Raw genomic sequence first — 25,595 nt, 5'->3', positions numbered from 1 at the left:
ATCAATACCGGAAGAATTGAAAAAGCACGCTATATAAAGTCGGGTTTAAATCATCGAAGCGGGTTTGAGCCCCTGTAAGCGCAAGTATAAAACCGATCCCGGCTGAATACGTGACGAATGAAATAATTAAAAGGGGAGTCAGCCAACGGCGTATCGGAAAATGGTTATGAACCCTGAATAACTGCCACATTCCAGCCACAATTGGAATATTCAGCAACGGCAGAAAGTCAAGCATATAACGGCAAGATACGTAGAAATAGGTCAGGATCGGCAGGCTGGCCGCAATTCCCGCCAGTAAAATGAAACCCAGAGTAAATCGGGCCTCAAAACTGAACGCTTGATTCAAGCGCTTCCCTGGCGCGGCGTCTCGATTCTGGACGCAAACTCTCCAACCTTCGAAAAGAGGTCGGATCAGATAAACCGCGAAGAGAAGGGTTGGTGTGGTAAACAACAACCCGACGCTGTTATCGATTGTATAAATCGACGGAATCCCCAGCGGCTCGAGTAAACGCGCAAATAGATCGACAGGTCCCCAGTAAGGTTTTAGAAAAGGAAATCTCGTGACCACGCGAATCGGCGTCAGAAAATAATAGAACAGGTCCGAAAGGAGATAACGGGGATTAAACACCCATCCTTTTGGAATATTCTTCCACAGGTCATGTGGATTCAGCGAATAACGTAAGCCGGTTTCGAAAAAATCGCCAAACCGGACGTAATTATAGGATCCCAGCAGGATCAGGCCCACCAGCATGGGCATGCCCAGGAAGATCAACGCAGGAATCGGTTTGGCCCAATTTCCGTTTTTCCGCGCCTGAAGGATCCATTGGATGAAAATTCCAAGGAGCAGCACGGCCACCGGCACCGCCAGGATCAACCTGGACCCAATCGCCAGTATCCAAAAGGCTCCGGCCAAAATCAACCGCCAGCGCGGCGCGGAGCCCCCGCCGAAAATCGGGAGCGCGAAAAACAACCCACCCAGCAGAAAGGCCTGCCCACTGGCAATGGCGGCCCCATAGATATCGGGGGAGTTTAGGATCCACAGAAACGGAAAAGAAGTGGCAATGCTGAAGATACCGACTGCGTACAACCATCCAGGAATGGAAGAAAAGAAACGTTGTTTCAGGGATCGAATAATCCCGAATGAAAAAAGGAAGACTGCGCTGATTGAGAGAAAAATGATGAGCTCATCTCCGGGAATTTGGCCTGTTAGTAAGATCACCATAGCCGCAAATAGCGCTGGCGCTGGGCCCCAGTACATGTAATACTTCTTGTTGAAGTATGACAAATCCGTTTCAACTGGGATTCCTGCTCGTTCAGATGTTAGATAGGGATTTTCTAAATCGGCCAGAAGTGGAGATGGTTCAATCGGTAAATTTGTTTTCCCTTGAATAAAGGATTCGCCAAGCAACCCGTATAAATTCGTAGAGCTTGGCCAATCCGTCCAATTCCAGACGCTGACAAACCCGACATAGAGCGCCAGCACGGCCATCAGAAATCCTGGAATCGCCAACTTTGCGATCCATTTCGATCTGCCCGACGGACTGTTGCCACGCCGGTTCGTTTCGACGCTGACCCCCTCCTGTCGTTTCAGGATCCATTTTTCGATTTCCAGGATTCCCTTGTAAACCAGGGTGAGGACCAAGCCGCCGGCCCCGATGCCAAAAAGGACTTTCCTTGGCAATCCCCAACCCGGCTGCATTTCGATCCCCAGCAGGTTGGCGCCGAGAGCAACAAAGGCGAAACCGCTAAAAATCAAGAGAAGGAAACAAAACTTCAGATCATAATGGCTTCTTTTCATGATGAAATTTATCCGGGCAGAAATTTTCGGCGCAGTCAACCTGCTGAAAGATATCGAAGGGTCGATGTTCGATTTTTAGAAAATAAGTTGTGATAATTAAAACTTATTGCAATTATTTTACTACTGATTTGCAACACCCAAAGGAAATCCGCCGCTTATTGAAATCCAAAATCGTGAGCTGTCCGCTTAACGGCTCACGGTTCAAATTGACTTCGAAATTCTACAGCTTGCTGCGTCACCCGGTCCGAGCCCACTGCGCGCTGCCCGCCGGGCGCCAGGTGGCTGCGCCCCCGGCCGGCCCTTGTAAATAATTATGAAATAAAGGACTGACCGGGTATTCGACTCGTGCAAATATTATTCACAGATATATACTATATAAAATGTTAATAGGTATTTTTCTCGAAGGAGCAATGAAATGAAGAAGTCACGGGGCTATGTTGCCATCGTAGTCGCTTTTGTCCTGACCCTCAGTTTGGGTGGAGTTGCCCTGGCGGCTGGTGTCTTTCCTTCCTCCGAATCTGGAGGACCGGAAAGTGGCGCTGTTGTTGACCTTCCGGCGGCCTATCGTTCAGAGGAAGCAGCCCAATCTGACAGCACGGCTGTACCACCTGATGAAAACCCATCCACATCCTCTCCACAATCCAGCACCACATACGCGCTCAGCAGCACTTTCAGCTATTATCAGGTAACCGGCGCGGCCATGACCCCCCGAGATTCCAGTACCCAGTATACGTATCAAAGTAATGGCTGCGTTTCCGTCACCGCCGGCAACACGCTCGTCCTGAATACCGATTTGCACATCCCGACGGGCTCGATGATTAAATATCTCCGCCTGATCTATATTGATACCTCTTCGACAGGTGAAATTCCTGCCTACCTGACGAGTTTCATACCAGGACAGCAAGTTGAAGATTTGATATCGACTTCATCTACAACTCTTTTCGCCGGCGGATACGGTTATGCAGTCAGTACTGAAAAGAGTATTATCGTTGATAATCAAACTTATGCGTACTCGCTGTTGGTGAAGCCTTCCATCAGCGGCACCAGCCTGCAAATATGTGGTGTCCGGGTAGCCTATTACGCTCCCATTAGCCCCACCATTTACCTGCCGGCGATCCAAAGGTAATCGTCTTATTGGTCAGGGACAATGAGACCGGTTTGCCAAAAAAATCGTGAGCCGTCGAAATGGCGGCTCACGATTTATTCATCCCGAATTACGATCTTCTACGGCTCGCTGACCGTCACCCAGTCGAAGCCCACCGTCGCGGTGCCCACCTGGAACGAAGAGGCTGAAACCCCAATCTGACCTTCATCGAAATAGTTATCGGTGACGGTTTTCAGCAGCCGGTCGTTCACAGAAGCGCTGAGCTGATTGCCCTGGCAAACGAAGGTAAACACGTTCGTCTGGCCGCGCCCCATGTTGATGGAATTCGAGCCGCCATTGCCGAGGAGAACGAAATTGTTGTCGGCTTCATCGAACCGGAAGATCGACCACAACCCGCCGCTGGTAACGTTCAGTTCATACCAGCCCACGCCATCCACATAACGGCAGAACAGACTGAAGGCGTTGTCGTTGGCGCCTTTATTCTCCACCTGGGCGTCCATGCGCACATCGGTATACGTGTACGGATCGTAAGCCAGATAAACATAAGTGTCTTTGGCCTTGATGTCGAACAGGAGCTGGCTGCTGTCGGTATACAGGTCGAAGTCATTTTCATCGCCGAAGTAGAAGTAACTCCAATTCGGCAGCTCGGTGTCGAATTCCTCGGTGAAATATGTCGGTGCTTCATCGCTGGTCGTTGTGCCGGTATCACCCGATGTGCCGCTCGTATCCAGGTTGCCGGTCGCTTCCAGTTCACGCCCGTTAATCTGACCGCTCATGATTTCGCCCGTACCAAAACGGATCAGTTCGACGGTCAGAGTATCCTCGGCGTTGTGCGATCGCAGCACGTCGCAGTAATCGGTAACGGTGCCGTCCCGGCCGAGTTGGATCCCTTCCAGCGAAGTCAAGAAGTCGCCGGCCTGAATGCCGGATTTGTCCGCCGGCGAGCCAGATTTGACCGAATACACCCACACGCCCGAGAAGGATCCGTCATCGGCCACCAGCGCTTCGCCATTAATGCCGATCGAGTTCACGTCCTTGCCGTCGCGCAGTTCGGCCACGATGTCCGTGGCTTCAGAGGCCGGGATGGAATAATACTGGTCGTATTGTGAAGCGCCGGCGTAATTAATGCCCACCACCTTGCCGTCTTCGGTGACCAGTGGGCCGCCCGAATTGCCGGGGTTGATAATGGCATCGTGTTCCAACACTTCGGTCACTGCCGTCCAACTGGTGTTGCCGGAGGTCTTTTCCTTGGAGATTTCACCCTTGTGGCGGGTGAAGTTCGGATCGCCCAGCGGATAACCCAGCGAATAAACCGTCAGACCGATTTCGGGCGTCTCGTCATACCAATCGAGATACGGGTAGCCATCGCCTTCGATATCGATCACGGCCAGATCAGAGCATTCCGAAACCCCCAGCACGCGGGCGTTATAAGCCTTATCGTTGTCGCTGAAATAAACCTTGATGCGCCCGGCGCCGGTCACCACGTGATTGTTGGTCACGGCTATGCCGCTGGGGTCGATGATGAAACCGGATCCCGAACCCAACTCCGTGTAAGTGGTGAAATCAGGATATTGATAGGTGCCCTCGGCGACGATCCGGATGACGGCGCTTTCTGCATCCTTCACATTGTCGATCGCACCGCTTTCTGGCTCAGCAGTAGGCGCTGCGGTGGGTGTTACAGGCTGCGTCGGTGCGGGAGTGGAGGTCTCCTTGGCGGGAGAACAGGCAGCCAGCATGAGCGACAACATCAGGCCAGCTACCATTAAAACAAACAGTGGCTTGCGAAGCATGGTCTTCTCCTTAAGGATTTTCAAAATGAGACGCGGTTTTAAAAAACAGGCGCTTCTCTTAACATTCCCACTTAAAACGAGAAGCGCCGCATAGTGATCATCTATTTTATTATTTTACAATTAGGAATCGAAAAGTCAAGACCGCCAGACAGTGATCTTCATCTTTCAGAAGATCCATACCTTACACTTTCTCGACCACCCAAAAGTGGGATAGCCCAAAGAATCTCAGAGGGGTATATTCCAATGCTTGCAGAACCGCCCGCAACGCCCGGCCCAGCGCCGGCGCGCGCGCGATGATATTGTCATATGCGCCAAACAGGATCGTACGCTGAACGAAGCGCACCGGCAATCCGTTGAACAACCCCTCCAAATCGCCGGATGTATAGACCTCGACGTGCGGGGCCAGACGGTCGCGCCAATGTCGCGGCAGCCAGTTGACCAGCGGGATGTTGCCGAAATGATACCGGCCGCGCCAGTAGATGCCGTGCGTTTCGAAAGGATAGCCCCGGTTGGGGCAAAACAGGGCCAGGCGCCCCCCCGGCCGCAGTACGCGTACCATCTCGCGGATGACTTCCGCATCGTTTTGCACGTGCTCGAGCACCTCATGGCTGAGCAGAAAATCGAAGCTGGCATCCGGGAAGGGTAAATGCTCGCCGGCGCCGCACACCAGACCCGCCTTCGGCGCCTTGGCCTGCGCCTCGTGGGTGCGCTCCAACTCGATATCCAACCCCACAATAGTAGAGGCTTCCGGCGCGAGGTGCGAAAGGTACGCGCCGACGCCGCAGCCGTCCACCAGCACCCGACCGTGGATCCGTTCGCCTGCCGCTGCGCACATCAAATCCAGGCGGCGCACCTGACCGGCGCGCCAGACATAGGAGGGTTCGCCGCGCAGCGCGGCCTTGCTGGAAGGGGTATGGGAAGTCATGCGGCCTATTGTAACAGCAAAAAAGCGATGAGGCTATTGGCTGTTGGCGATCAGCAATTGGCCTTTTAAGAATTCTGGGGCGCTTCGCCCACTTGCGGGGTCATTGTCAAAGCGGGCACATAGGCCCGCGGCTACGGACCATTACCCAACCCATGCAAGCGGACACATAGATCCGCACCTACCTGGAAATCGTCGGCAAATAAATCCGTTCCGGTTCGCCGACCCAAAGCGCATATACCGCATCCGTGCCGTATAAATCTGCCCGCAGCGGCTCGATCTTGATCAGATAATCCCCTGCGGCGGACGCGGTCCACTCCAGCGCTGCGCCCTGTCCCAGGCCGGCCGATTGCGTGCTCGCCAATACCGTGCTGGTATTCCCCGGCGCGTACAGGCTGATCTTAATCGCTGCTCCACCAGAGGCTGCGCGCACCATCACCGCCAGTCTCTGGCCCAAAGATGCCGGAATTTTCGTCCAATCGGGATCGTTGCTGCCGCACAGGTTGTGGTCCTGCGCCGCACTGTTCAGCACAAAAGCCGATAAACCCGATGGAGAATCATCCCCGTTCTCAAAAACGTCCCCATTGCAACTCGAGGCCAGATGGGTTATTGCTTCGGCGCTGGACGGGAATGGCTCCTCGGTGCCGCTTTGATCGATGACCCGAATTCGGAATCCGTAGGTTGTATTCGGCTGGCCGATGAACCAATACGAACGCGCATTGGCGGGGAGAGCCCCATCCAACGTCTCCCAACTTCCATCGTTATTGGCGTCAACCTGCAGTTCGAAATGATCGAGTCCATAGGACGCGGCCGAGGCGCTCCACTGCAATAACACCGCCGTGGAATTGGTTTCGGCCGGCAGACTGTTCAATTGTGAGACCGGGGTGAGATTGGAGGTGCTCAAGTTATACGTATCCGCCGCTCCACCCTCGCCGGGATGGGCCGCCGCACGCACGCGCAGGTAATAAACTCCGGCCGTTCGCACATACAGCCCCGAACTGATCGAACCGCTGCTGATCACCGAGCGCCCATCCGTATCGAGCAGCGCCAGTTCCAAATCTGCGCCGTTGGCCTGGATCTGCATGGTTACCCATTGGCCCTCCGAAGCGTTGAAACGATAGTAATCCATATCGCCGGCCGGGCAAATGACGCCCTGCACGACCGCCCCGATGTCGATGCCTGTCGCAGTGGCCGCTGTTTCGTTCAACGATTCGGCACAGTCGGGCAGACTTTGGCTGAAGACGCGCACGTTATCGATCGTCCAGCCGCGGGCCACGCCGCCTTCGGGTAGGGACCCATTGTAGAATTTGTCGACGATGTCGAAGTGAAAACGCAGGCGGACGCTCTTCCCGGAGAAGGGCGATAGATCGATCCACGGACTGGAAAGCCAGGTATCCATTTGATCGCCGCTGAGCTGCAGCAAATTCTCGAAACGCCCGCCGTCCACCGAGATCTGCACCCAGCGCTGGTCCCAGTAGGGCGTGTCGCGTTCGGTCCGCGTGTTGTAATCGAAAGCCAGCCAGACATTTCCGCCCGGAACCGTAAAGGGGGGTGAGGTCAGGTCGCTGGCGCCCACCGTCGAAGAACCCACGTCTGTACCATCGTTGTACACCCAGGCATTCACCGTTCGCCCGTCGAGTGCATATCCGTCGACCCGGTGCCACAGTCCGGCGCTGGTTGCACTCCAACCGGATACTTCTTCGACCTGTGTGGCAGGGACCGCCAGCGCATTGGCCGCCGGCAGACTGGCGCTGGCAACCGTGAAACTGCTGCTCGAGGAAGCGATCGAACCGTTGGGGGTTTTGGCGTTCACCGTCCAGTTGTAATCGCCGGCCGGCAGCGAACCCACCGACCAACCGTTCGAGTCTGTCCAATCCTGGGTGAGCGACAGCGGTCCATCGAGCGTGGATTGGAAGCTGATCGCGCCCGGCGCGGCCCAATCCAGCACCAACGAATCGGCGCTGGTGATTGCCGTATTGGTCACATTGAAGGGCGTGTTGAGTGTCGGCGTCGAGGATACTGGTGTGGCGGTACGCGCCGCCACCCGGATCGAGGTCACCCGGTTTACGCCCAGGCGATTATCCGCCAGGTTGGGATCGCTCTGGATGATCGTTTCAGAACGATCGGTAAAATTTACGCCGTCGTAAAGCAGCGCCTGTACATTGCTGCCCACCAGCAGCGAGGACAACGAATTATCGGCGACCGGCGAAAAGGCGCTGGCCGAGCTATACTCGCCGGCGCCGAGAATCTTGCACGAACCGGTGTAATTCGAGCCGCTGTAAATGGCCACCTGGCTGGCGGATGGCTGACAGGCGGGCGGATCGGGAACGCACAAGGTTTTGTTTGTCACCGTGCGCATGCTCTGCGGATCGATCGAGGCGTTGCCCTCATAGTCCCACACGCGCACCGCCACGTCCAGGGAGCCGAAAGGCGCCTGAGCATCGCACAAATTCACATCCATCACATAGGATTCGGATTTGGTGCCGCCGAGCACCTGGGCTGAGCCGACCAACTTCCAGACGCCGTTGATCTTGACGATGGTCTGGGCCTTGGTCACGCCGATATCATCCCAGGCCTGGCCGGCCACCAGCATGTTGCCATCCGTGATCACTTCGCCCGCCGACGGCAGGGTGAGTGCCGCGGTTGGGGGATAAGCGCCGTAGTTTTGCGAGAGATAGAAATCCCCATTATTGTGGCATCCGCTTCCCAGCGACGGCCAGTTGGCGGCTTCGTAACAGGTGCGCGGCCGCCCGCCGTTGGTATCCACATCATCGAAGGTAAAGTCCACTGAAGGACCCCAACTGTTACTGGATGGGGTGGTAAACACATGAAAATGGAGATGATGGCCGCTGGAATAACCCGTGTCGTCTGCAGTGCCGATATACTGTCCCTGCTGCACCTGTGCGCCTTTCACGCGCAGCGCTGCCGGGATGGTGTTATATGCCAGGTGGTAATAGACCTGGTAGGTAACCGGGTTGGTCGAGTAATCCTTGAGAACGATATAGTTCGTGCACGAAGTATCGCCATTGGAGCAGCCGGCATAGAACGAATAGACTTCGCCGCCCTTGGATGCCAGCAGTGGGAACATGGTGCCATCGGCAAAATCGTAGGCGTACCGGCAATAGGTTTCAGAACAGGAATAATAGATCAGGTAATGCCCGATGCTGCCGGTGACGCGCTTGGACAGTCCGCCCGCCCAGGGAAGCAGGTAACCCGTGAAGACCGGTAAAGACTGTGCGCCATCCACCGCCTGCGCGGCTGCATCCGCGGATTCCAGGAAAGTCTCGCGCAGTTCCGGCGAGATTACGTCGTCTGGCAGCGCAGCCAGCGCGCTCGAATAACCGGCTTCGGGAGGCAGCGTCAGGGTCCAGGATTGATCCAGTGAACTGCGATTTGCAATGACCAGCGAGGGTTCGGTTTCCACGATTTCGCCGCTTTCCTTATCGCGCATTCCAACCCACACAGCGGCGATCTGCCCATCGCTGGAGTAAACGATGTGGTCGATATACAGGTCATAGATCAACGGCGCCAGTGAATCGGTCTGATTTTTCAGCCGATTTTCCAGCAGCATCGAAAGGGCAGCGCTTTCAGCTTCGGCGTCGAAACCGGGCGTTTGCGTCCCCGCCGTCTGGCCGTCACCAACCGGCCCCTGCGCATCGGGTATCACGGTCTGAGTTTCAGGCGCCGGCGTCTGAAGATCCGTCGTCTGCGGATCGGGCGTCTGCGCTTGCGCGGTTATGAAAATCCCCCCCAGTAAGATACTGCCTGCCAGAAGTGCCAGCCAATGCTTCATACCGTCTCCCATAAATCCCTATCCCGTCGGAATCCTCCAGGGATGGTTCCCTGGCGCCGCCCGAATCGATCCATTCAAGGGGCAGATCTGCGCGCCTGCCCGGGGCAAACGCGCATCGATTTGTTAATTGTAAGAGGATATGGTTGCAAGCCGGGTGCCAGCCTGGCCTTACAGCTTTGAAAGTCAGGCTCCGGCCACGAAGATATCCAGCCCGGTCATCAAATCGTTCTGCCCGGATTTGGAATCTTCGTCAAGCTGCAACAAACGATGGTAGACGGCTTTCAGGTCGTTCATCGAAAAACGGCGTGCCTGCCGGACGAGTTTGTTGGCCACGAAATCCCGCTGGTTCATCTCGCGCGCGATTTCCCCCGCGCCGCCGCCTGCGTCCAGGATCTCGCGTGCCTGGATGAGCAGCCGGTACTGGCGGGTGAGCATGCCGAACACCAGCAGCGGATCTTGAAATTCAAGCAGGGTGTGCAGTTCGCGCAGCGCGTTGGCGGTGCGGCCCTCGGCGGCGGCGTCCACCAGGTCGAAAATATTGCCCTGGCCCATCGGCGCGCACAGCAGGTCCACGTCCTCGGCCTCCACCGCGCGCTTTCCGTCGACGTAGGTCAGCAGTTTGGTGATCTCCTGCGTGGCCAGTTCGGTATTTGTTTCCACAGCGGCAGCCAACGCACGGGCCGCCTCGGGAGAAATCGTACCGCCCTGTTTGCGCACTTCCTTTTGAATCCAACCCGGCATGTCGCCCGGCGTGGGCAGCCCGCAAACACGTTCCAGCGCGCGGGGTCCGGCCTCTGCCACCCACTTGCGCAGCCAGTGGCCCGCGCGCAGGGTATCCCAATCGCCGCGGAAAGGCTGATCTTCCACCAGCAGCACCAGCGCCGTGAACGGCGGAACTTCATCCAGCAGGGCCAGGAAACGCTTTTTCCCTTCGGCGCCCTGGGTTCGCGCCAGCGGATGGTTCAGGATGACCAGCCGCCGGTCGCCCAGAAACGGAAGCGAACTCACCGCCGTGCGCAGGTCTTCGTCGCTGGCAATCTTGCCGTCCAGATGGGTGGTATTCAATTCAGCCATGCCCGGATCGCCCATGCGCGCGATCATCCCGTGCACGAAACTTTCCATGGCATGCGTATCATCGCCGAAGAGCAGAAAAATGCACGGCTTTTCGGCGCCGGGAGCAGGAGAATCCATTCAGTCCTCAGGATTTGAGCACGATGCGGTGCAGCGGCAGGTTCGAACCCACGTAGCGCGTGATCTGTTGGACATGCAGCGTGCCCACATCCGCCGAAGTCGTTACATTGGCCTGCAGCCAGGGCCCCAGCGGCTGGCTGAGGAGGAGGCCCAGGGTGGAAAGCACCACCACCAGCGACCAGCGTTCCGACCGCCTGCGCCCGCGGGAGGGCAGCATTGCCAGCCAGGCCAGACTGCCGGCCACCATGCCGCTGGCGACGAAATTGGTGCCGCAGTTCGGATGAATGGCCAGCCTCTTCTCACCCGCTATCAGGCGGGCAATGGCCTGCGCCACCGCAGCCTGCAATTCCTCGGTGGGCACTTCACCCACCACCCAAAAACCCTCGGCGTCCGAATAACCTGCCAGCGACCGGTACGGATTCTGCTCGGCCAGAACCTGCAGCGTGGCATGCTCGATTCCGTGATGGCGGCGGATGCGCTCGAAGGGCAAAATGGCCAGGATATTTTTAAGCGTTGGCATACAACCTCCTTGGATGAACTCGAAGGATGGAATGATTCTACAGCATTTTTAGGGCCCGGGCAGATCCTTTATGAATCAGATCCAGCGCGCCATGACAGCCTCGATCGCAATCAGGCCGGGATGGATATTTTTCGATTGAAATTTGCCTGATGGACGATTCCCCGCCGGTGCAGCGCATACTTGATGAGCGTTCCGAGTACGCCAAACCCATACTTGACCGAGCGGCGGAAATTGATCGAGGAAGCTTCCGGGAAATAGCGCGTGTCGATGGGCACTTCGGTGAAAAACAGATTGTTGGCCATGCCCTGGGCAATGATCTCGGTATCGAATACGAAATCGTCGCTGTTCTCTTCGAAACGCACCGTCTCCAGGTATTTGCGCGTGTAAGCTCGGAAGCCGGAGTGGATTTCGGTCAGATAGCGCCGGAAGGCAATGTTGGCAAAAGCGGTCAGGAAGATGTTGGCGTTATATTTCCAACCCGGCATGCCGCCCTCCATGGGATGCCCGCCCAGCATGCGCGAGCCAAAGGCCGCATCCGCGTCCCCGCGCAGCAGCGGATACACCAGGTCGGGGATCACGCGGGCGTCGTACTGGTGATCCGGGTGCAGCATGACCACGATATCGGCGCCCATGGCCAACGCTTCGCGGTAGCAGGTCTTCTGGTTGCCGCCATAACCCCGGTTTTTGGAGTGCGCGAAGACGGTCAGGCCCAGCTTGCGCGCCAGCGCCACCGTGCCATCTTTCGAACAATCGTCCACCAGGAGGATGTGCTGGCGAAATTGGGCCGGAATCTCATCCAGCGTCCGTTCCAATGTTTTTTCAGCATTGTAGGCCGGCAGGACCACGACGATCTTTGCATCTTCGATTTTCAAGCGATTTCATCCTTATTCGTTGATGGCCAACACCACAAATTGATATCCAAGAAGCGTCGGGAACCAGCGGGTCACCTGTGCCAGGGCCTGGTGCAGCCGCCGGCCGAACGCTTTTTGCTCGAAGAATGGATTCACGAGATCGAGCGGCACGGGCGTGACCACGCAGCGCTGGATTCGTAAACCGGATTTTTGCAACAAATCGAAAAGTGTGTCCTGTGTAAAAAAACGCAGGTGGGTTTGGTCCAAAATGCCGCGCTCGGTGTAATCGAAATGTCCAAACAATAATCTGATTCGATCCCATAAATTGGCGACATTCGGCACCGATACGATGAAAAGGCAGCCCACTTTCGCCTGGCTGACAATCCCGGAAAGGACCGATTGCGGTTCTGCCAGGTGTTCCAACACATCAGCCAGCACAATCACACCCGCCTGGCTGAAATATTCATCCGGCGCAGACTGCACGGACCCGACGAACAGTTCCAGGTAAAACGGGCGCGCCATTTCGGCCCATTCGGGGTTGGGTTCGATGCCAACGAACTGCAATCCTTTCCCCTGGCACAAACGCCCCAGCGTACCGCTGGCCGTCCCGACGTCAAGCACAGTCGCACCGGCCGGGGCTTCTTTTAGCCAGCCGGCAATGATGGAATGGCTCGACCAGGGATTATGTTTGTCTACATAAGGGAACAAGAATTCGATCCTAGTGGGCTTGACGCCGCCAATCAAAGTCAGACGGAAAACGGAGAGATTACGTAAAAATTGCAAACATATTATACCGAATGCTTTCACTTCGATGTCTTCCATTTTTGAAAGGAAAAACAAACCCTGAAAACTGAACGAGAGTTACCAATTTCAATCCATCGGTAAACGGATCCCGTTTCACCCCTCACGGTTCACCCACTCGAATCCCCTCTTGACAAACCGAATCATTCGCTATACAATTCATTCAATGATACAATGATACAATAATTATTGGAGGTGTTCATGCCCTTATCGCCGCTGGCGTTGGATTTTCGTTCGGGCGTGCCCATCTACACCCAGATCGTCGAGCAAATTCAGGATCGCGTGTGGAGCGGGTTACTGCGTCCGGGCGATCAGCTGCCCACTGTGCGCCAATTGGCCAGTGAACTGCGCGTCAATTTCAATACGGTGGCCCGCGCTTACCGCATTCTGGATGAGGCGGGCCTGATTTCCACGCAGCAGGGCCGCGGAACGTACATCCTCGAACAGCCTGACCCCGGCGCGTCGGCCGCGCTGCGCCAGGCCACCCTGGCCGGGTTGACCCATCGCTGGTTGACCGACCTGGCGCAACTGGGCTATTCCCCTGCCGATGCGACTGCGGAGGCAGCTCGCCAGATCGAAGACTGGAAAAGCGGCGCGACGCCCTCTGAACCTGAAGAATCACGATCGAATCGATCATAAGTGAGGAAGAATGCAAAAGAAAACGACAACTGACACGAATATCAACCTCATCAATCCGGATAGCCCGCTGCGTCCGGCGAAAAAGGGACAGCAGAGCATGGAAGAGGCTCACCTGAATGGCCTGGCCCTTTTTCTGTGCATCCTCTTCATCCTGTTGGGGACCGGTTTTTCGATCTACATGGATGAATATGGCGCGACCACCTTCTGGACGGTGGCGGGATCCATCGCGTTGATCCTGGCCGGCATGGTCACACTGTATTCGCTGCGCATTGCCCGGCAGTGGGAAAAAGCCGTGGTGTTGCGCCTGGGCAAATTTCACACCCTGCGCGGTCCGGGCCTGTTTTGGCTGATGCCGCTGATCGACTCGGTCTCCATCTGGGTCGACCAGCGCGTGATGGTTACGCCGTTCAGCGCCGAAAAGACCCTCACCCGCGATACCGTGCCCGTCAATGTGGACGCCGTGCTCTTCTGGGTGGTGTGGGACGCTGAAAAGGCTGCCCTGGAGGTCGCGAATTACCAGGTGGCCATCGCCTGGGCGGCCCAGACTGCCCTGCGCGAGATCATCGGACAGATGACCCTGGCCGATATCCTCATCGGACGCGCCAAAATGGACGCCGACCTGCAGAAGATCATTGACGAGCGCACCACGCCCTGGGGCATCACCGTGCAATCCGTCGAGATCCGCGACGTCATCATCCCGCAGGACCTGGAAGACGCCATGAGCCGCCAGGCGCAGGCCGAACGCGAACGCCAGTCGCGCATCATTCTGGGCGAAAGCGAAAAGCAAATCGCCTCCAGTTTTGCGCAGGCTTCCGAGGCCTATATCGACAACCCCACTGCTTTGCACCTGCGCGCCATGAATATGCTCTTCGAAGGCCTCAAGCAAAAGGGCGCCCTGGTCATCGTGCCCTCCAGCGCGGTCGACACCATGAATCTGGGCGGCCTGAGCGGCATGATCTCGCTGGCCCAGAATGCGCAGGAGAAACGGGAGGAGTGAAGTGTGAACCGTGAACTGTGAGACGAGAAGGTCACAATTCACGGTTTATCCATCCACACCTGTTTCACGTGAAACATTAACCTGAACCCTGAAGCATTTATTTGTTTCACGTGAAACATTCGCATCGGTTCACTCTTCACGATTCACCATTCACGAATCACAGTTCACAAAATCCGACAGGATCACGACTTATGTCTCAAACTCTGGATACCAAACGCATTCTCATCTTCCTGGCTTTTGCCTTCGGCATTGCCTGGGCCGGGGCATTGGTCATCGCTCTGACCGGCGGCATTGTTGGCAGCCCGTCGCTGGTGCCTGGCTCGACCTATACCCTGGCTTTTGTGATGACCGCGGTGGTTTATATGGGCGCGCCGGCCATCGCCAATGTCCTGACCCGCCTGATCAGCCACGAAGGCTGGAAAAACGTCGGTCTGCGCCCCAATATCCGGCGCGGTTGGCCGTTCTGGCTGGCGACCTGGTTCCTGCCGGCGGTCTTTACCATCCTGGGCGCGGCCGTCTATTTTCTCTTTTTTCCGCAGGATTTCGACCCCAAGCTGACGCTGCTCAATCAAATGATCGCGCAGGCCGGACCCGCGGCCGCCGGGATGAGCGCCATCACGCTCATCGTAATCCAAACGGTTCAGGCGGTCCTGATTTCGCCGCTGCTCAACGGCCTGTTCACCTTCGGCGAGGAGTTCGGCTGGCGGGCGTACCTGCTTCCAAAACTCATGCCGCTCGGCGGCAAACGCGCCGTACTGCTCCTGGGCGTGATCTGGGGCGTCTGGCACTGGCCGATCATCGCCATGGGGCACAACTATGGCTTCGATTATCCCGGTTTCCCCTGGCTGGGAATGCTGATGATGGTTCTCGTCTGCATCGGTTTGAGCGCGTTCCTGTCCTGGGCGACTCTGCGCGCCGGCAGCGTGTGGCCGGCGGTCATCGGGCACGGCGCAGTGAATGGCATCAGCGCGCTGGGCGCCCTGGTGCTCGTCGAAGGCGCCGGCAATCCGCTGGTGGGGCCGATGCCGGTTGGAATCATCGGCATGGCGGCCTGGCTGGTTACGGCAATCCTGATCTTCGCCAGCTCCCGGGCCCTGCGGCCGGCTGAAACGGCTGCGCCGGCGCCCCTTGAAACGCCACAAGCCTGAAATTGAATATTGATTACGCGATGACGAGGTGAAATCGATGGATTTCACCTCGTATCGTTTCGCTTCCTTCCCGCAATTCATTCTTCACGGTTCACTGCTTATGACCCACGTTCGATGATTCGAAACTCCTCAACTCCCGGAACCCATCGCCCGTCCCTCCCATGCTATAATTTTCGAAAGAGGTCGCCATGATCATCACCGAAATCGAAATCCTGCTGCGATTGCTGCTGGCGGCCGGGTTGGGCGCGTTGATCGGTTACGAACGCGAACGCCACGGTCAGACCGCCGGTTTGCGTACCCATATGATTCTGGCGGTTGGTGCCACCCTGGCAATGACGCTCTCGATCAACCTGGCGCTCGCGTTTCGCCCAGTTTCCGGCGGCGACCCGGCTCGCCTGGCCGCGCAGGTGGTTTCAGGCATTGGCTTTCTCGGCGCAGGCGCCATTTTGCGCTATGGGACCAGCATTCGCGGCCTCACCACCGCCACCTCGCTTTGGACGCTGGCAATCGTCGGGCTGGCGGTCGGCGCGGGCCAATACCTGGTCGGTGCGTTCACCACGATCTTCCTGCTGGTGATCCTCTGGCTGCTGGATATCGTCGAAAAATACCTGATCCATGCCAGAATGACGATCCCGTTGATGGTCACCGGCAAGGAAGGCATGCTCAACATCGACGATCTGCGTTCTTTGCTCAAACACAACAAGATGGAAATGTCAAACCTGTTCGTGAGCAAGAATTTGAAAAAAGGCACGGTCACCCTGCGCGTGATGGTCACGTTTTCGACGGAAATTCCCATCGAACCCCTCATGCAGGCCCTCTCCGGACTGCCCGGCGTGCATACCTATCAACTGGGCGAACCGACGCCGCAGGGTTAGCGGTTGGCTTTTAGCAATTGGCGATTAGCTTTTAGCGATTGGCGATTAGCAATTAGCGATTAGCTTTTAGTAGTTTTCGAAAGAATGTTCTGAGGAATGAGTTCTGGGGCAATGAGTTATGAGGAAAAATAAGTTTCTCGTTTAAATTCTTCCACATCCCCTCAAAACGCTTCACGCATCACTTCCCCTAATAACTCATCACTCATCACATCCCCTCAGATCTCATCGCTCATCACTTCTTTCATTCAGCATTCAGCATTCATCATTCAGCATTCTCATTATTCTTCCCCAGGTCGGCGGTATTTCCACCCGGGCCTTTCCATTCCTTAACGCGAATTCCTCGCCCGGGTTGAGTAGATCCACCAGGCGGGCATCCGGTTCGGGGATCGGCATATCGATCGCGATCGGTTCAGGGGAGGCGTTCAGCGCCACGATGACCCGCTCGCCGGGCAGCGCGCGTTCGAAGGCCAACTGCCCGGCGCTGACATACAATTCGTGGTAATCTCCGCGCTGCAGGGCCGGCGATGCGCCGCGCACAGCCGCCAGCTTTCGCAAAGCCGCCGGAAGGTCCGGCTGGGGCGCCGGTTGGGCTGCCCGGGCCAGGTCCAGCGCCGGGCGAAGGGCCGCATCGCTGTGCGGCGTCCGCGCGCCGGGCAGTCCCCATTCACTGCCGTAATAAACGGAAGGGATGCCCGGCATGCTGAACAGCAGCGCGTACAGCGGGTAGAGGTGCGCCGCATCCTTCAGGCGGCTGGCCACCCGGTCGACATCGTGATTGTCAGCGAAGTTATACAGCCCGAAACCGCGGTAAATTCCCTGCTCGCCAAACTGGCGCTTGAGCGCGTAGGCGATTTCGAAATAATTGTGGTCGTTCAGGCTCGAATACAGGCCCTTGTAAGCCTCGTAATTGGTGACCGAATCGCAGCGTCCGGGCCCCAGCAGGCGCCGGTAATCGCCAAAGACGATCTCGCCCATCAGCCAAAAGTCGCTGCGCAGCCCACGGCAGTGCGCTCCCAGTGCCTCCAGGAAGCCGTCGCTGAGCTGGTCGGCGGCGTCCAGGCGCAGGCCATCGATGCCGAACTGCTCCGTCCACTGCGTCACGGCGTCCAGCAAATGACGCCGCACGTCCGGATGGTCGCCATCCAGGCGCACCAGGTCGAAATTGCCGCTCCAGCCATCGTAGGCGAAAGCATCCCCGTACGGGCTGCGTTTACCGAAATCCAGCCCTTTGAACCAACCGGCATAGGCTGAGCCCTGACCATTGGCCTGCACGTCCCGAAACGCCCAGAAATCCCGCCCGACGTGGTTGAACACGCCGTCCAGCACCAGGCGCAAGCCACGCCGGTGAAGCTCGCGCGCCAGGGCCGCCAGGGTCTCATTCGTGCCCAGGCGCCGGTCGACCTGGTAGTAATCGGCCGTGTCGTAACCGTGGGCCGTGGATTCGAAGAGCGGTCCCAGATAGAGCGCGTTTGCGCCCAGGGATTGGATGTGGTCCAGCCAGGGATAGAGTTGTTCCAGGCGCGCGACCGGCCCGGCCGAAAAATCGTTGCGCCGCGGCGCGCCGCACAGCCCCAGCGGGTAGATGTGATAAAAGATCGCCGAATTCGTCCAATGGGATTTCATTGTCAGGTCTCCTCAGATAGTTACATACCGGTAGGTATACAAATGGAATGCGATCTGAGAGATGAGGAAAGGCTGTTGGCCGCTCTTCCTCAGAACTCCTCACCCAGCACTCAGAACTTCCTAACCGCTATAGATCCCATACTGGAACTGCCGCACCACGCGGTAGACCAGTTCGTCGTTCAAATCGACCCGTCCGTTGAGCCACAACGCGATGCAGTTGTTCAGCGAGCCGATGAAAATTGCCGCGAATAATTCCTGCCGTCCGGACAGGTTGCCGTGATCGCCTACGGCGGACGCAAACAGGTGCGCCACAGCCTGGTACTGCTGCTCGTTGCGCCCGGCCACCTGCTGCCAGGCCTCGCTCTCGCGCGGGGCAAAGTACATGCCCAGTTGCATGCGGTAGAAGGCCGGATGGGCTCGGGCAAAGTCGAAGTAAGCCCGCGCCAGCGCTTCCAGCGCCCCCGGCAGGTCGCCGTGATACCCGGCCGCGCCGGCCACCGCCCGGTTGAGGGGTTCGTGCTGCTCGTCCAGCAGCGCGGTCAGCAGCCCGGCTTTGCTGCCAAAGTAGTGATACAGCGTCGGCTTGGTCACGCCGGCCGCTTCGGCGATTTCCTGCACGCCCACGCCGTCGTACCCCCGCGCCGCAAACAGCTCCAGCGCCACCTGCAAGAGGATCGACTGATTATCCATGCCACACATTATACCGATCGGTATAATCACTGTCAAGGGAAAAGAAGTGGAGAGTGATGAGGAATGAGTTCTGAGGAAGATCCCTGGAGTCTTTTCCCTCAGAACGCATCAACGCATAACTCAGAACATCCTGATTATCCCGCATTCATCACGCGCGCCAGCCATTCCACCTGCACGACCGCCAGCTTGCCCAGGAAAACGCCCGCGCCAACGGCCAGAATGCCCAGCGCCGAACTGCCGAATAGATTCATCATTCCGGGCAGCCATTGGCCTTTTTCGATCAGGCTGAAGCTGTCGAACATATAGGTCGAGAACGTAGTATAAGCGCCCAGAAAGCCCACCACCAGGAACAACCGCCAGCGTGGATCGACCACCACTCGTTCGGCGATCAGCGTCAAGAGAAAACCGATCACCAGGCTGCCGGACACGTTGATCACCAGCGTGCCGTATGGAAAAGCCGCGCCCCATTTCTGCGCCGCCCAATCGCCCACCCAATAGCGCAGGTTGGCGCCCAGCACCGCCCCGCTAGAAATCAATAGTAATTTCTCCATAACAGGGGGCTATTGTACCAGAAGTGAGCGGGGCCGAGCGATGAGTTCTGAATGATAAATTCTGGGTGATGAGTTCTGAGTGATGAGTTATGCGGAAGAGCTTTTTCCGCATAACTCATCACTCATCTCCTCCCTCACACCTTCCTTCGCACCATGCCCAGCGCCTGGGCGCGGCTGACCGACTGCGCCCGGCTGCGCGCCCCCAGGTGGCGTTTGATCTCGCTGACGTGGTACTGCACCATGCGCGGCGTCAGGCCCAGACGGGCGGCAATCTGGCGCGTGGTCTGGCCTTCCGCCAGCCCGTGCAGCACTTCCATCTGCCGCGGACTGAAGGCCGGCCGGTTCCCGGCGTCCGGTAGATCCGGCCCAAGCCCGATCGCCGCCGCAGCCGTCCGCGAAAGCATCACCACCACCAGGCTGCCCTGGCGCACCGCGCAAAAGGGATTGCCCTGGAAGTTCGCACTGAAGATCGAGGCGTACGGTTCCGGCGGCCGCCAGCGCCCACTGCCGATGGATGCGAGCAATTCCTCGGTCGTTTCCGCGGCCTCGAGTTGCAACAGGGTGTGATCGTCAGGAAGAAAGATTATGTGTGTCATGGAGATCGGAGTGAGTGTTCTAAATTAGAAATATTGTTCTATGATTATTATGCATATTTTTATCAACCTTGTCAAGAGGGGAATGATCGAATATTCAAGACAGGAACGGTAAGCCGTGGGCGACGGATTGGACATCGCTCACGGCTTGTTATCCCCCAGTGATTCCGATTTTTGAAATTCGACGGATCGTTCTCCCGGCTGACGGGATTAGGCCTCGCTTTCGTCTATGGCAGCGTCACCACCTGGGCATTTGGGGTCAGGTTCTGGATCGCGGCGTAAACCTGGCCGGTCTTATCCACCGTCACGCCGATCGGCATGCTCAACCCGCCGGCCAGCACCGAGCAATTGCCCGAAAGGTCGCAGGCATTCACCGTGCCGCCCTGCATCATCGCGCCGCCCAATTCCACCGCCAGGAAGCTGGCCTCATCGAACTCGGTCACGTACAGTGTCCCGTCCGGCCCAAAGGCCAGGTCCACAATCGAGGTGAACCCATCCGCCACCACGCTGCAGGCCGGGCTGCTGCCACATTGGGCGTGCCGGGTGCCGGGCTCGATGCGCCACACCCGCGAGGAATTCAAAGCGCCCGGGATGCCCTTCAATTCACCCATGTAGTAAGCGCCATCCGGGCCGATCGCCACGCTGGTGGCCACCGCCTGGGCCGGCATCATGGGCGGCAGTCCACACACAAAGGCGATCTCGGCCGGGGCGTTCGGGCAGCCCGCCAGCGTCTTGGCGTTGGTGGTCGAAACGAGCTGTTCGGGCAGCGTCGCCACCCAGTCGATGTTGCCCTGGGCGTCCACGATCAACAGATCGTTGCCGCCGGCATCCGCCACCAGGGCCTGGCCGCCGGTCAACGCTTGCACGTCGAACGGGTTCGAGTCGACGCCGGCGCCGTCCGGATCCTTGGCAGCTTCGTATGCGCCCAGGTCGGCGACCATGCGGGTCGCCCCGTTCGATATCCGGTACAATTTTTCATCGCCTTTGCTGGTGATGGCAAACAGGTCGCCGCGGCCGATGGAAGCCACATCGCTCACTCCGGGCAGGGCGGCTACCAACGATCCTTTGCCGTTGCGCAGGCTCACGACCCCGGCGCCAGCGTCGGCCACCAGCAAACTGTTATCCGGCGTGGCCGACAGGCCGAAAATCGGCCCGGCAAAGGTATAAGCCGCCACCGGGCCGGAAGCTGCCGCCATCCCGGTTGGAACCAGGAACAGGCCCACCAGCAGGAACAGGATAAAGGCGCGTTGGAAAAATACTTGGGTCGGATGGATCATCGCTCAAACTCCCTTTCTACAAATAAATCGGATAAAAAGCGGCCAAGCCGCCAAAGCCTGCCCGATCGTGGGCAGGCCGTTCGACCTATTCAGCGATCCTGTGTGTCCGCGCGTCGCATATATTATGACAATATAAATGCTATTTATCATCTTTGTGTATGCATTAGTATACCGGGCGATTCGAACAAGTCAATCCATGGATTTCTTAAGGATTTAGGGGGCGCGTAAATTGACGGACGCATTCGGGATTTTTCAGTGGGCCGGCGCACTCCTACCTTAAGTTCGGATTTCTGCGGCATTTCCCCCGTTCGGCAATCATTTTCCTCCCCGCTTCCTGTGGTATATTTAGGTCAAATTTTCCCTTTTAGGGATTTCTCGACGGAGCGACCATGTATTTTGCAATCGAAGGCGTCATTGGGGTGGGTAAAACGACGCTCGCCCGCATGTTACAGCCGTCTTTCCAGGCCAATCTGCTGCTGGAAGTCTTCGAAGAAAACCCGTTCCTTTCCAGTTTCTACGCCGACCGGGCGCGCTACGCCTTCCAGACGCAGATCTTCTTCCTGCTCTCGCGTTATCACCAGCAAAACAGCAATGCGCCGGCCATGGTTGCCAGCGGCCAGCACCTGATCAGCGACTATACCTTCGAGAAAGATTCGCTATTCGCCAGCATCAACCTGCAGGGTGATGAGCTGGAAATGTATTACCGCGTTCATGAGGCCCTGGCCGAGAAGATTCCGGCCCCCAACCTGGTGGTTTACCTGCGCGCCAGCACGGCCACATTGATGCAGCGCATCGCCATGCGCGACCGTCCGTATGAACGCCAGATGGATCCCGATTACATCGATCTGCTCAATCGCGCCTACGACAGGGCCTTCCTCGGCGAATCGCGCCGCGCGCCGGTTCTGGTGCTGGATGCCAACCAGATCGATTTCGTTCGCCACCCCGAGGACCTGGCCTGGGTGGAGAATCGCATTCGCCAGTCCCTGCAGTTGCCGCCCTTCCAGCCCGAGCTGCCCTTGCCAAATCACGGCGAAGGAAGTTCGGAGGGATGAGGAATGCGTTCTGTGGCAGGGAAGTCAACCCTTCTTTGATGCGTGTCTTCCACATCCCACAGAACCCAGAACTCATCTCTTGCCGCTTCCCTGCTATAATGATTTACGAGGTACGGAACCATCCATGCGCATCACCCGTGAGACTCTGCTCAAAACCGCCCGTGATACCGCTGCGCAGCGCGCTCGCGCCAGCCGCGATATTTTGTGCATCTATCTGACCGGATCGCTGACCACCGAGCAACCCCTGCTCGGCGGCGCCACCGATATCGATCTGATCATCGTGCACAGCAACCAACCGGCTATTGAACGCGAGGTGGTGCGCCTGACCGACGAGGTCAGCCTGGACATCGCCCATTATTCGCAGCACCTCTATCAGCGCCCGCGCCTGCTGCGCACGGATGCCTGGATCGGCTCGTTCCTGGCCGAAGACCCGCTGCAGCTTTACGACGTGGCCCACTGGTTCGAATTCACCCAGGCTTCGGCCGCCGCCCAGTTCAACGAACCCGAAAACGTCATCCAACGCGCCCGCCCGCTGGCCGAAAGCGCCCGGCAGGGCTGGCTTGCCCTGGAAGGCGCCGCCGAAACGCCCCAGACCCTGCGCGCTTACCTGAAAGTGATCGAGCAGGCCGGCAATGCCGTGGCCTGCCTGAGCGGCTCGCCGCTCACCGAACGCCGTTTCATGCTCAATCTGCCCGAACGCGCCAGCGCCATCGGGCGTCCCGGCCTGGCGGACGGCCTGGCGGATCTTTTCACCCCGTCCGAGCCGCTCGACGCCGGTCGATGGACCGAACTGAACGCCGCCTGGCAATCCACCCTGACGGCCGCGGCCGCGCTTCCGGAGGCCCCGGCTCGCCTGCACACCGCCCGCCGCCTGTATTACGAACGCGCCGTCGATGCCCTGCGCGAAGATCAGCCCGCCGCGGCGTTATGGATCCTGCTGCGCACCTGGACGCTGGCCGTGCTGGCCGGTGCGCCGGACGCCGGCTGGAAGGACGCCTGCCGCGCGCTGGAGCTGGATGAAGCCCACTTCGAGCGCCGCCTGGCCGGGCTGGATGGCTACCTGGACGGCGTCGAAGAAGCCCAGGACGAATACATTCGGGCCAACGGCATATAACCTGTTGATCCAATAATGGTTTCCGGGTTCCCTGCGCAGGTCCGCTCGCAGGGGGCGGCCGGCATATGTCGCATCGGCCCCAAGTCCCGCGTATGTCGGTTCGCAGGGGGTGATGGGTCCATGCCGCCATTGGGCCAAGGTTCCTGCGTAGGTCGGTTCGCAGGGGGTGGTGGGTGCCTGCCGTCATGGGTCCCATGCTCCCCCGGAGAACCGACTTTCATGCCGCGGCTCGTAACGTCGGGTTTGCGGGGCAAACCCAGGTCGGTTCGCAGGGTGGGTTGGCACGCGCCGCCATTGGACCCAGGTTCCCGCGTAGGTCGGTTCGCAGGGGGTGGTAGGTTCGTGCCGCCATGGGTCCCATGCTCTCCCGGAAAACTGACTTTCATGCCGCGGCTCGTAACGTCAGGTTTGCGGGGCGAACCATGGGTCAAATCTCGGCCGTCGTCATTCATCCCCCTCCAACCCGACCTACGAAAATCCCCCAACCGTAATCTTCGCGCCAACCGCATAACCGGGAATAGGTTTTCCAAAAAATCGAACAATTTATGCCATAATGGATAGGTAGTTTTTAGTAAAAGGAAAACCAGGATGCGAAAATCAATTCGGATCGGATGGCTCGGCCTGGCGATCGGCTTATTGGCCGCCTGCTCGCCGCGCTCCGCCAGCCCGCTGCCCCCCGATCTGGCGACCGGAACGGCCGTGGTATCCGCCAAATTCACCCAGGCGGCCGAATTGACCGCCAACCCGATCCCGCCCAATGCGGTCGAATCCTACCCGACCCTCGATTGGACGAACTGGACGCCGGCGACGGGCGAAATTACCGCCGCAGATAACGGCCAAACGTTCGAGATTGGGATTACCTCGAGAATATCCGTCGTCCTCGACGCGGCGCAATATCCGCTGGCGAACCTCGTGCTTCACTGCCAGCCCGCGGATGCACTGGGAGGCATCACCAACGTCGAGAGCGTTCCACCCCAATATTATGTGGTCCGCTATGAAGGCGTCCAACCCGGGCAGTGCAGCCTGCAAAATGGTGATTTCGAGGTTACGATCAAGGTTGTCGCTCAGCCCTGAATTCGGCGTGACCGCCCCCCGGGGGCCGCGCCGGAAATCGAAGATCCGTGATCTGCACACATAAAAAGGAGATTTCATGGAAAACCAGGCCAGAATCAATCCCGATGAAGTGCGCATCTTTAGCGGCAGTTCTCACCCGCAACTGGCAGCCGGCATCGCCGCCTATCTGGGCGTTCCCCTGGATCCGACCCGAATCCGCCGCTTCAGCAACGATAATTTGTATATCCAACTCGGGGCCAGCGTGCGCTCGCGTAAGGTTTTCATCGTCCAATCCCTTTTTTCGCCGGTCAACGATTACCTGGTCGAACTGCTGATCATGCTGGATGCCGCCCGCAGCGCCGCGGCCACCGAAGTGCACGCCATCATCCCCTATTTCTCCTTTGCCCGCTCGGATAAGAAGGATGCGCCCCGCATATCGATCACCGCGCGCCTGATTGCCGACCTGATGCAAACCGCCGGCGCCACGCACGTCATGACCATGATGCTGCACTCTCCTCAGGTGCACGGTTTCTTCAGCGTCCCAATCGACCCGCTGAGCAGCCGCAAGGTCATGCACGAGTATTTTGCCCAGCGCGATCTCAGCGACACGGTCATCGTGACCCCGGATTTGGGGCAGGCGAAACAAACCACCCGCTTTGCGAAAGACATGAATTTGCCCATGGCCGCCGGCATCAAGGAGCGTCTTTCCGATACCCAGGTGCAACTGACCGGCTTCGTGGGCGACCTGACCGGCAAGAAGCGCGCCCTGGTATACGATGATGAGATTGCCACCGGCGGCTCGGTGGTGGAAGTGAGCAAACTGCTGGTCGAAAAGGGCATCCAGGAAATCTGGGTGGCCTGCACGCACGGCGTTTTTACCCACGGCGGGTTGGAACGCCTGTCGGCCGTCCCCGAAATCACCGAAATCATCACCACCGACACGGTCAACATTCCTGAAGAAAAACGCACCCCCAAATTGCACATTCTGTCCACGGCGCCCATCTTTGGCGAGGCTATCCGGCGCAATTCACTGCGCCAATCGTTGGGCGATCTGTTCGTATTCAACGAAAATTCGTAGCTGAACTTGTTGTAAAAAGCGACGACCTTTTCGGTTTGTCCGCTTCACTCCGCCGTCCACCCGATTCGGGGAAAAAAACAACCCTTGAAAGTCATTCTGACCTTCAAGGGTTGTCTGTTCATCCGGATATCAAC

At 58.0% G+C, this 25,595-nt stretch carries 22 protein-coding genes; 9 read left to right on the top strand and 13 right to left on the bottom strand.

Annotated features, from left to right (window positions below):
• Position 1: 1 nt before the first annotated feature.
• Positions 2 to 1,489 (bottom strand): hypothetical protein, encoded by a 1,488-nt coding sequence (locus LARV_RS03195; RefSeq protein WP_152031675.1) that lies wholly within the window; start codon positions 1,487 to 1,489, stop codon positions 2 to 4.
• 724 nt (positions 1,490 to 2,213) lie between these two features.
• Between LARV_RS03195 and LARV_RS03190 the strand changes: the two genes are divergently transcribed.
• Positions 2,214 to 2,924 (top strand): hypothetical protein, encoded by a 711-nt coding sequence (locus LARV_RS03190; protein ID WP_075072277.1) that lies wholly within the window; start codon positions 2,214 to 2,216, stop codon positions 2,922 to 2,924.
• 98 nt (positions 2,925 to 3,022) lie between these two features.
• Here the strand turns inward: LARV_RS03190 and LARV_RS03185 are convergent, their stop codons facing one another.
• The 7 genes from LARV_RS03185 to LARV_RS03155 all read right to left on the bottom strand — a co-directional run bounded on the left by LARV_RS03185 (position 3,023) and on the right by LARV_RS03155 (position 12,678).
• Positions 3,023 to 4,693: a S1C family serine protease gene (locus LARV_RS03185; RefSeq protein ID WP_075072276.1), complete on the bottom strand. Its 1,671-nt coding sequence runs from the start codon at positions 4,691 to 4,693 to the stop codon at positions 3,023 to 3,025.
• 181 nt (positions 4,694 to 4,874) lie between these two features.
• Positions 4,875 to 5,618 (bottom strand): class I SAM-dependent methyltransferase, encoded by a 744-nt coding sequence (locus LARV_RS03180; RefSeq protein ID WP_075072275.1) that lies wholly within the window; start codon positions 5,616 to 5,618, stop codon positions 4,875 to 4,877.
• A gap of 178 nt (positions 5,619 to 5,796) precedes the next feature.
• On the bottom strand, positions 5,797 to 9,408 hold the full coding sequence (locus LARV_RS03175; protein WP_075072274.1) for a peptidoglycan DD-metalloendopeptidase family protein: 3,612 nt from the start codon (positions 9,406 to 9,408) through the stop codon (positions 5,797 to 5,799).
• Positions 9,409 to 9,591: 183 nt separating this feature from the next.
• Positions 9,592 to 10,599, bottom strand: a complete 1,008-nt coding sequence (gene holA, locus LARV_RS03170; RefSeq protein ID WP_075072273.1) for a DNA polymerase III subunit delta — start codon at positions 10,597 to 10,599, stop codon at positions 9,592 to 9,594.
• Between the two features lie 7 nt (positions 10,600 to 10,606).
• Positions 10,607 to 11,119, bottom strand: coding sequence for a DUF6391 domain-containing protein (locus LARV_RS03165; protein ID WP_075072272.1), 513 nt, complete (start codon positions 11,117 to 11,119; stop codon positions 10,607 to 10,609).
• A gap of 110 nt (positions 11,120 to 11,229) precedes the next feature.
• Positions 11,230 to 11,991, bottom strand: a complete 762-nt coding sequence (locus LARV_RS03160; RefSeq protein ID WP_201785866.1) for a glycosyltransferase family 2 protein — start codon at positions 11,989 to 11,991, stop codon at positions 11,230 to 11,232.
• 12 nt (positions 11,992 to 12,003) lie between these two features.
• Positions 12,004 to 12,678 carry a class I SAM-dependent methyltransferase gene (locus LARV_RS03155; RefSeq protein WP_075072271.1) on the bottom strand — a complete coding sequence of 225 codons (675 nt, stop codon included), beginning with the start codon at positions 12,676 to 12,678 and terminating at the stop codon, positions 12,004 to 12,006.
• Between the two features lie 294 nt (positions 12,679 to 12,972).
• Between LARV_RS03155 and LARV_RS03150 the strand changes: the two genes are divergently transcribed.
• The 4 genes from LARV_RS03150 (at position 12,973) to LARV_RS03135 (ending at position 16,430) form a co-directional block, all read left to right on the top strand.
• On the top strand, positions 12,973 to 13,410 hold the full coding sequence (locus LARV_RS03150; RefSeq protein ID WP_075072270.1) for a GntR family transcriptional regulator: 438 nt from the start codon (positions 12,973 to 12,975) through the stop codon (positions 13,408 to 13,410).
• A gap of 10 nt (positions 13,411 to 13,420) precedes the next feature.
• Positions 13,421 to 14,407, top strand: a complete 987-nt coding sequence (locus tag LARV_RS03145; RefSeq protein ID WP_201785865.1) for a slipin family protein — start codon at positions 13,421 to 13,423, stop codon at positions 14,405 to 14,407.
• 191 nt (positions 14,408 to 14,598) lie between these two features.
• On the top strand, positions 14,599 to 15,555 hold the full coding sequence (locus LARV_RS03140) for a CPBP family intramembrane glutamic endopeptidase (protein ID WP_075072269.1): 957 nt from the start codon (positions 14,599 to 14,601) through the stop codon (positions 15,553 to 15,555).
• Between the two features lie 188 nt (positions 15,556 to 15,743).
• The gene (locus LARV_RS03135; protein ID WP_075072268.1) at positions 15,744 to 16,430 is read left to right on the top strand and encodes an MgtC/SapB family protein; all 687 of its coding nucleotides are present in this window, start codon (positions 15,744 to 15,746) and stop codon (positions 16,428 to 16,430) included.
• A gap of 252 nt (positions 16,431 to 16,682) precedes the next feature.
• Here LARV_RS03135 and LARV_RS03130 read toward each other — a convergent pair whose 3' ends face one another.
• The 5 genes from LARV_RS03130 to LARV_RS03110 form a co-directional block, all read right to left on the bottom strand.
• Positions 16,683 to 18,053: an alpha-amylase family glycosyl hydrolase gene (locus LARV_RS03130; RefSeq protein WP_075072267.1), complete on the bottom strand. Its 1,371-nt coding sequence runs from the start codon at positions 18,051 to 18,053 to the stop codon at positions 16,683 to 16,685.
• Between the two features lie 120 nt (positions 18,054 to 18,173).
• Positions 18,174 to 18,743 carry a TetR/AcrR family transcriptional regulator gene (locus LARV_RS03125; protein ID WP_075072266.1) on the bottom strand — a complete coding sequence of 190 codons (570 nt, stop codon included), beginning with the start codon at positions 18,741 to 18,743 and terminating at the stop codon, positions 18,174 to 18,176.
• 134 nt (positions 18,744 to 18,877) lie between these two features.
• Complete coding sequence (gene crcB, locus LARV_RS03120) at positions 18,878 to 19,279, bottom strand: fluoride efflux transporter CrcB (protein ID WP_236709917.1); 402 nt, start codon at positions 19,277 to 19,279, stop codon at positions 18,878 to 18,880.
• A gap of 149 nt (positions 19,280 to 19,428) precedes the next feature.
• The gene (locus tag LARV_RS03115; RefSeq protein ID WP_083522285.1) at positions 19,429 to 19,890 is read right to left on the bottom strand and encodes a helix-turn-helix transcriptional regulator; all 462 of its coding nucleotides are present in this window, start codon (positions 19,888 to 19,890) and stop codon (positions 19,429 to 19,431) included.
• A 224-nt stretch (positions 19,891 to 20,114) separates the two neighbouring features.
• Positions 20,115 to 21,164 (bottom strand): ScyD/ScyE family protein, encoded by a 1,050-nt coding sequence (locus LARV_RS03110; protein ID WP_075072263.1) that lies wholly within the window; start codon positions 21,162 to 21,164, stop codon positions 20,115 to 20,117.
• A 389-nt stretch (positions 21,165 to 21,553) separates the two neighbouring features.
• Between LARV_RS03110 and LARV_RS03105 the strand changes: the two genes are divergently transcribed.
• The 4 genes from LARV_RS03105 to LARV_RS03090 all read left to right on the top strand — a co-directional run bounded on the left by LARV_RS03105 (position 21,554) and on the right by LARV_RS03090 (position 25,461).
• Positions 21,554 to 22,216, top strand: a complete 663-nt coding sequence (locus tag LARV_RS03105; protein WP_075072262.1) for a deoxynucleoside kinase — start codon at positions 21,554 to 21,556, stop codon at positions 22,214 to 22,216.
• A 124-nt stretch (positions 22,217 to 22,340) separates the two neighbouring features.
• Positions 22,341 to 23,330, top strand: a complete 990-nt coding sequence (locus tag LARV_RS03100) for a hypothetical protein (RefSeq protein ID WP_075072261.1) — start codon at positions 22,341 to 22,343, stop codon at positions 23,328 to 23,330.
• A gap of 588 nt (positions 23,331 to 23,918) precedes the next feature.
• Positions 23,919 to 24,404 (top strand): hypothetical protein, encoded by a 486-nt coding sequence (locus tag LARV_RS03095; RefSeq protein ID WP_075072260.1) that lies wholly within the window; start codon positions 23,919 to 23,921, stop codon positions 24,402 to 24,404.
• Positions 24,405 to 24,480: 76 nt separating this feature from the next.
• On the top strand, positions 24,481 to 25,461 hold the full coding sequence (locus LARV_RS03090) for a ribose-phosphate diphosphokinase (RefSeq protein WP_075072259.1): 981 nt from the start codon (positions 24,481 to 24,483) through the stop codon (positions 25,459 to 25,461).
• Positions 25,462 to 25,595: the final 134 nt, after the last annotated feature.

The organism is Longilinea arvoryzae (genome assembly GCF_001050235.1).
GTDB lineage: Bacteria > Chloroflexota > Anaerolineae > Anaerolineales > Anaerolineaceae > Longilinea > Longilinea arvoryzae.
The sequence above is the reverse complement of the archived record's forward strand: the minus strand, read 5'-3'. Positions and strand labels throughout refer to the sequence as shown.